Origin of the sequence: Stenotrophomonas sp. 2YAF22 (assembly GCF_052114665.1) — a bacterium.
Taxonomy (GTDB): domain Bacteria; phylum Pseudomonadota; class Gammaproteobacteria; order Xanthomonadales; family Xanthomonadaceae; genus Stenotrophomonas; species Stenotrophomonas indicatrix.
This window is the reverse complement of the sequence record NZ_JBFRFE010000341.1, coordinates 1-4,574: the sequence shown is the minus strand read 5'-3', so window position 1 is coordinate 4,574 and position 4,574 is coordinate 1. Positions and strand designations below refer to the sequence as shown.

7 protein-coding genes and 1 pseudogene are annotated in these 4,574 nt (G+C 67.0%); 7 read left to right on the top strand and 1 reads right to left on the bottom strand.

All coding sequences use genetic code 11. The features are described 5' to 3' along the window. The 7 genes and pseudogenes from AB4Y84_RS13910 to AB4Y84_RS13880 all read left to right on the top strand — a co-directional run. Positions 1-324, top strand: a pseudogene (locus AB4Y84_RS13910) (Ax21 family protein); the annotation flags it as partial. 115 nt (positions 325-439) lie between these two features. Next, entirely contained in the window at positions 440-1,207 is a 768-nt protein-coding gene (locus tag AB4Y84_RS13905) for a DUF6597 domain-containing transcriptional factor (RefSeq protein ID WP_442243977.1), read from the top strand. 69 nt (positions 1,208-1,276) lie between these two features. Then, positions 1,277-1,645 carry a VOC family protein gene (locus AB4Y84_RS13900; RefSeq protein WP_025875894.1) on the top strand — a complete coding sequence of 123 codons (369 nt, stop codon included), beginning with the start codon at positions 1,277-1,279 and terminating at the stop codon, positions 1,643-1,645. A 24-nt stretch (positions 1,646-1,669) separates the two neighbouring features. Then, entirely contained in the window at positions 1,670-1,996 is a 327-nt protein-coding gene (locus AB4Y84_RS13895) for a hypothetical protein (RefSeq protein WP_312786270.1), read from the top strand. Positions 1,997-2,003: 7 nt separating this feature from the next. After that, positions 2,004-2,273 carry a hypothetical protein gene (locus AB4Y84_RS13890; RefSeq protein ID WP_080150305.1) on the top strand — a complete coding sequence of 90 codons (270 nt, stop codon included), beginning with the start codon at positions 2,004-2,006 and terminating at the stop codon, positions 2,271-2,273. Between the two features lie 105 nt (positions 2,274-2,378). Then, positions 2,379-3,353, top strand: a complete 975-nt coding sequence (locus AB4Y84_RS13885; protein ID WP_312786268.1) for a Dyp-type peroxidase — start codon at positions 2,379-2,381, stop codon at positions 3,351-3,353. A gap of 160 nt (positions 3,354-3,513) precedes the next feature. Beyond that, entirely contained in the window at positions 3,514-3,930 is a 417-nt protein-coding gene (locus tag AB4Y84_RS13880; RefSeq protein ID WP_088100877.1) for a TonB C-terminal domain-containing protein, read from the top strand. Between the two features lie 108 nt (positions 3,931-4,038). On the opposite strand, the gene pnuC is transcribed toward AB4Y84_RS13880, so the two are convergent. Continuing rightward, positions 4,039-4,572 (bottom strand): nicotinamide riboside transporter PnuC, encoded by a 534-nt coding sequence (gene pnuC / locus AB4Y84_RS13875; protein ID WP_442250298.1) that lies wholly within the window; start codon positions 4,570-4,572, stop codon positions 4,039-4,041. Between the last annotated feature and the right edge of the window lie 2 nt (positions 4,573-4,574).

Below are 4,574 nucleotides of genomic sequence, written 5' to 3'. Positions count from 1 at the left end.
GGCTACAACTACGGCATCGCACCGAACACCGACCTGGTGGCTCGTGTTGCATACCAGAAGTTCGACATGAAGCACGGCCTGGACTTCAACGGCTACTCCACTGAAGTGGGCGTGCGCACCGCGTTCAACCCGTACCTGGAAGGCTATGCGCTGGCCGGTTACGAGGATTACAGCAAGAAGCACGGCATCAACCCGGACGGCGAGTTCTACGGCCGTGTCGGCGCCACCGCCAAGTTCAACCAGAACTGGGGCCTGAGTGGCGAAGTGAAGCTGGCCAAGGCCGGCGACCGCGAGTGGTTCGTGGGCCCGCGCTTCAGCTGGTAACAAACGCCTGTCGTTAGTGCGTGTAACTGGCGTGTGATCTCTCTCCCACACGCCAGCGAAGCCCGGCCTCGTGCCGGGCTTCTCTTTTTCCGGCATCGCTTTGCCACAATGGGGCATGGGCGATCCCTCCACTCCCGCTGGCACCGGCTCGGCCTACCAGGAACACTTGGCGCCTGCGCCGCTGCGTGGCCAGTTCGGCCAGCTCTGGCAGAGCCAGTTGCCTGCTGACGCCAGTGGCAACATCACCGTGCTGCCCGATGGCTGCGTGGACATTCTCTGGCGTGACGGTGCGCTGTTCGTGGTGGGGCCGGACCGTACCGCCGCACACCCGCAACTGGCCCCCGGGGCACAGGTGCTGGGCGCGCGGTTCCGGCCAGGCCAGGCATCGTCTGCGCTCGGCATCGACTTGTCCGGCATCGTCGGCCAAGCCGTGCCCCTGATCGAATTCAACGCCCGCTGGGCGACGCAGGTTGCGGCCTCGATCGGTGACGCCGCGCCCGACCAGCGCCTGCAGCGCCTGGCTGACAGCCTGCAGCGGAACATGCCGGCGGCCGTGCTGGACGAACACACACGCCGCGCGCATGCGCTGTTCGCGCACGCTGCCAGAGGTGATGCCAGCATCGACGCACTCGCCGCACATCTGGCGATGAGCCCGCGCACCCTGCGTCGCTTCAGCCAGACGCAGTTCGGTTACGGAGCAAAGTCGCTGGAGCGGATCCTGCGTCTGCAGCGGTTCCTGCGCTGCAGCCAGACCCAACCCGCGCACGGTCTGGCGATGCTGGCCGTGGAGGCGGGCTATGCCGACCAGGCCCACCTCAGCCGCGAAGCCCGCGAGCTTGCCGGCCTGACGGCAAGCGCGCTGCGCCAGCAGTGGGGACGTTGATGGCCGTTTCGTTCAAGACCCGGGCCCGACCCTGACCGATGCTGTGCGCTCCAACCACGGAGCCGCACCATGAGCCACGCAGACACCACCGCTGCCGAACGCCGCATCGACAACATCGAATTCAACGTCGCCGACATCGCCCGCAGCAAGCAGTTCTATGGGCAGGTCTTCGGCTGGTCCTTCACCGACTACGGCCCGGCCTATACCGAGTTCGATGACGGCCGCCTCAAAGGTGGCTTTGTCGCCGACGAGGCAGTGACGCCCTCAGGAGGCGCGCTGGTCATCGTGTACTGCGTGGACCTTGCCGACGCGCAGCAGCGCATCCTCGCAGCGGGCGGCGAGATCGTGCAGGCCGTGTTTGCCTTTCCCGGCGGCCGTCGCTTCCATTTCCGCGATCTGGACGGCTACGTGCTGGCGGTGTGGAGCGACGCCAGCTGATCCGTCTGCCTCTACAATCCGCCAATGGAAACGCACATCGACGCCTATGTAAGGCAGGCCGACGGCAACTGCATCAAGGTGGTGCTGTTCAATGGCCGCTCGCGGGCCTCGCTGCAGGCGCTGGGCTTCACCGCTGGCGAAGAAGACACCCTCACCCTGCCGGTCCCCGACGATGCAGCCAAGGCCGCCGTCTTCCGCCGCCTGCGTGATCTCGGCGTCGCCTTCTCGGCGGGCAGGGAGTGGTGCCCGGCCGACGTGTTCGAGCATCTCCGCGATGGCGGTGTGCTGGAGGGACCCTACCAGCGGGTTGCGTGGCGCACGCCTCGGCAGTTCACCGTGACCACGGCGTAGCCACAGCATGGACGTGATCGAGATCGATGGAGCGAATCTGCTGCGCGATGCTGCGGACGGCTGGCAGCTGCAGGTGTCCGTGGTCTCGCAGGACCGCACGCGGCTGGCCTGCATCCTTCGTGTCGGGCAGCGCTTTCGCGTCGAGCGGTTCCTGCGCGGACACATGCGGCCGCAGTGGCACGGGGAGTGGTGGGTGCAGCAGCCACAGCACTCGATCACCGACAGCGGGCAGCAGGCACAGGTGCTTGCCGACGAGTGGCTGGCGCCCGTCGGCTGACCACCGCGAACTGAGAACTGCTCCGTCGCCGGCAAGGTCGTTCCGCTATGATCGCCCGCACATTGCCGCAGGCGATGTGCCCGCCTCAAGCCAGCAGGAACCATCGTGAACGCCCAGCCCGCACCCATCACCGCCCTCAACCACACGCTCGACAACGAGCCGCAGCAGATCACCGCGCCGCTGACCCATTCGGCTGCGTTCCTGGTGCTGACGGTGAAGGACGATGCGGCGTCGCTGGCGAAAGTACGCGAGGTGCTGGCCAGCACCGATGACCTGATCAAGAACACCGCCATCCGCGAGATCGAGCGCACCTTCACCTGCAACGTGGCCATCGGCCACCGCGTGTGGGCGCCGCTGGTGGGCAGTACGCCGCCGCGCGAGTTGAAGCCGTTCCAGGAAGTGAAGGGTGCGACCCACACGGCAGTCTCCACGCCGGGCGACCTGCTGTACCACATCCGTGCACGCACGATGGACCTGATCGTGGCCTTCGAGCGCAACCTGATGATGGCCTTCGGCGATGCGGTGGACGCGGTGGATGACGTGGCCGGTTTCCGCTACTTCGACGGCCGCGACCTGCTCGACTTCGTCGACGGCACGGCCAACCCCGAGGGTCTGTCACTGCCGGAGGCGACCATCGTCGGCGACGAGGATCCCGACCATGCCGGTGGCAGCTACGTGGTGGTGCAGAAGTACCTGCACAACCTCGATGCCTGGCGTGCGCAGAAGACCGAGGCGCAGGAGGCGATCATCGGCCGCACCAAGCACGACAACATCGAGCTGGACGACGCACCGGCCGAGGCGCAGAAGTCGCACAAGACGCTGTGCACCATCGAGGATGCCGACGGCGAGCACGAGATCCTGCGCGACAACATGCCCTTCGCCAATCCGGGGCGCGGCGAGTACGGCACCTACTTCATCGGCTACACGCGCCGGCTGTGGGTGATCGAGAAGATGCTGGAGCGGATGTTCATCGGCAATCCCGCGCCGCTGCACGACCGCATCCTCGATTTCTCCACCGCGACCACGGGCGTCACCTTCTTTGCGCCCTCGCGCAAGGTGCTGGCCGACCTGGGCGACTGATCACGCCGGGTGGGGCAGCCAGGTGGATCCACGCCATGCGTGGATGGATCAACCGGTTGCCCGGAACAGCCACGCATGGCGTGGCTCTACTGCGCCGCCATCTGCCTGTCATCTACGGCGCCGACCATGACGCGTTGGGATGGACGTGGAGACGTGGGTGATGGCTTCCGCAGGAAACAAGCGCACCTCGCGCCGTGGCTGGCGCCCGTTGGCATGGTTGCTGGGCCTGTTGGCGCTGGGGAGCGCCAGCGTGTCCGCACAGGACGCGCCTGCGCATTGGATGGCCTATGCCGCCTCCGTCAGCGGCGAGTTGCAGCAGCGTCTGCAGCAGGAGCAGGATCCGCACGCGCAGCGCCTGCTGGCCTGGCTGCAGGAACACCCCGATGCGCCGGCGCCGTTGGTGGTGAGCGTGTGGATCGCCGGCGATGGCGCCATCTCGAAACTGGAATTCGACAGCCTGGGTGATGCACGGGTCGATGCCGATCTGCGTGCGGCGCTGCAGGCCACGCCGTTGCCGGCGGCGCCGCCGAAGGACATGCGACAGCCACTGCGATTGGGGCTGACCCTTACCCAGTAGAGCCACGCCATGCGTGGATGCCGGGCATCGGTAGACGCCAACCTTGGTTGGCGCTCACCTGCCGACCAAGGTCGGCATCTACCAAACGCAGCCACGCATGGCGTGGCTCTACTGCGCAGGTACTGCCTGCGGCTCGCGCGCGGCGGCGCGCCATGCCCGCAGCCCGAACAGCGCCAGGCCCAGGAAGAACACGTACAACGCGGCGGTCACGTGCAGCGATTTGAACAGATAGGCGCCCACGTAGACCACGTCTACCACGATCCACACCCACCAGCAGGCCGTGTGCCGGCGTGCCTGCCACCATTGCCCGACCAGGCTCAGTGCAGTCAGCATCGCGTCCAGCCACGGCAACGCTGCATCGGTGAAGGTGTGCATGCCGGCGCCAAGCGCCACGCCGCCACACAGGCCGATGGCGAGGTCGCGCAGCAGCGTGCCGCGCGCCAGCGGCACGATGCGGATGCTGCCTTCATCGGCCGCGTGTTGGCGCCAGTTGATCCAGCCGTAGACCAGGAAACCACCAAAGGCGACCTGCAGCAGCGTGTCCGAGTACAGCTTGGCTTCGGCGAACACCGCGCCGTACAGCGCGACCGACAGCAGGCCGACCGGCCACGCGGCCAGCCGTCGCTTTGCCATCAGCCACACCC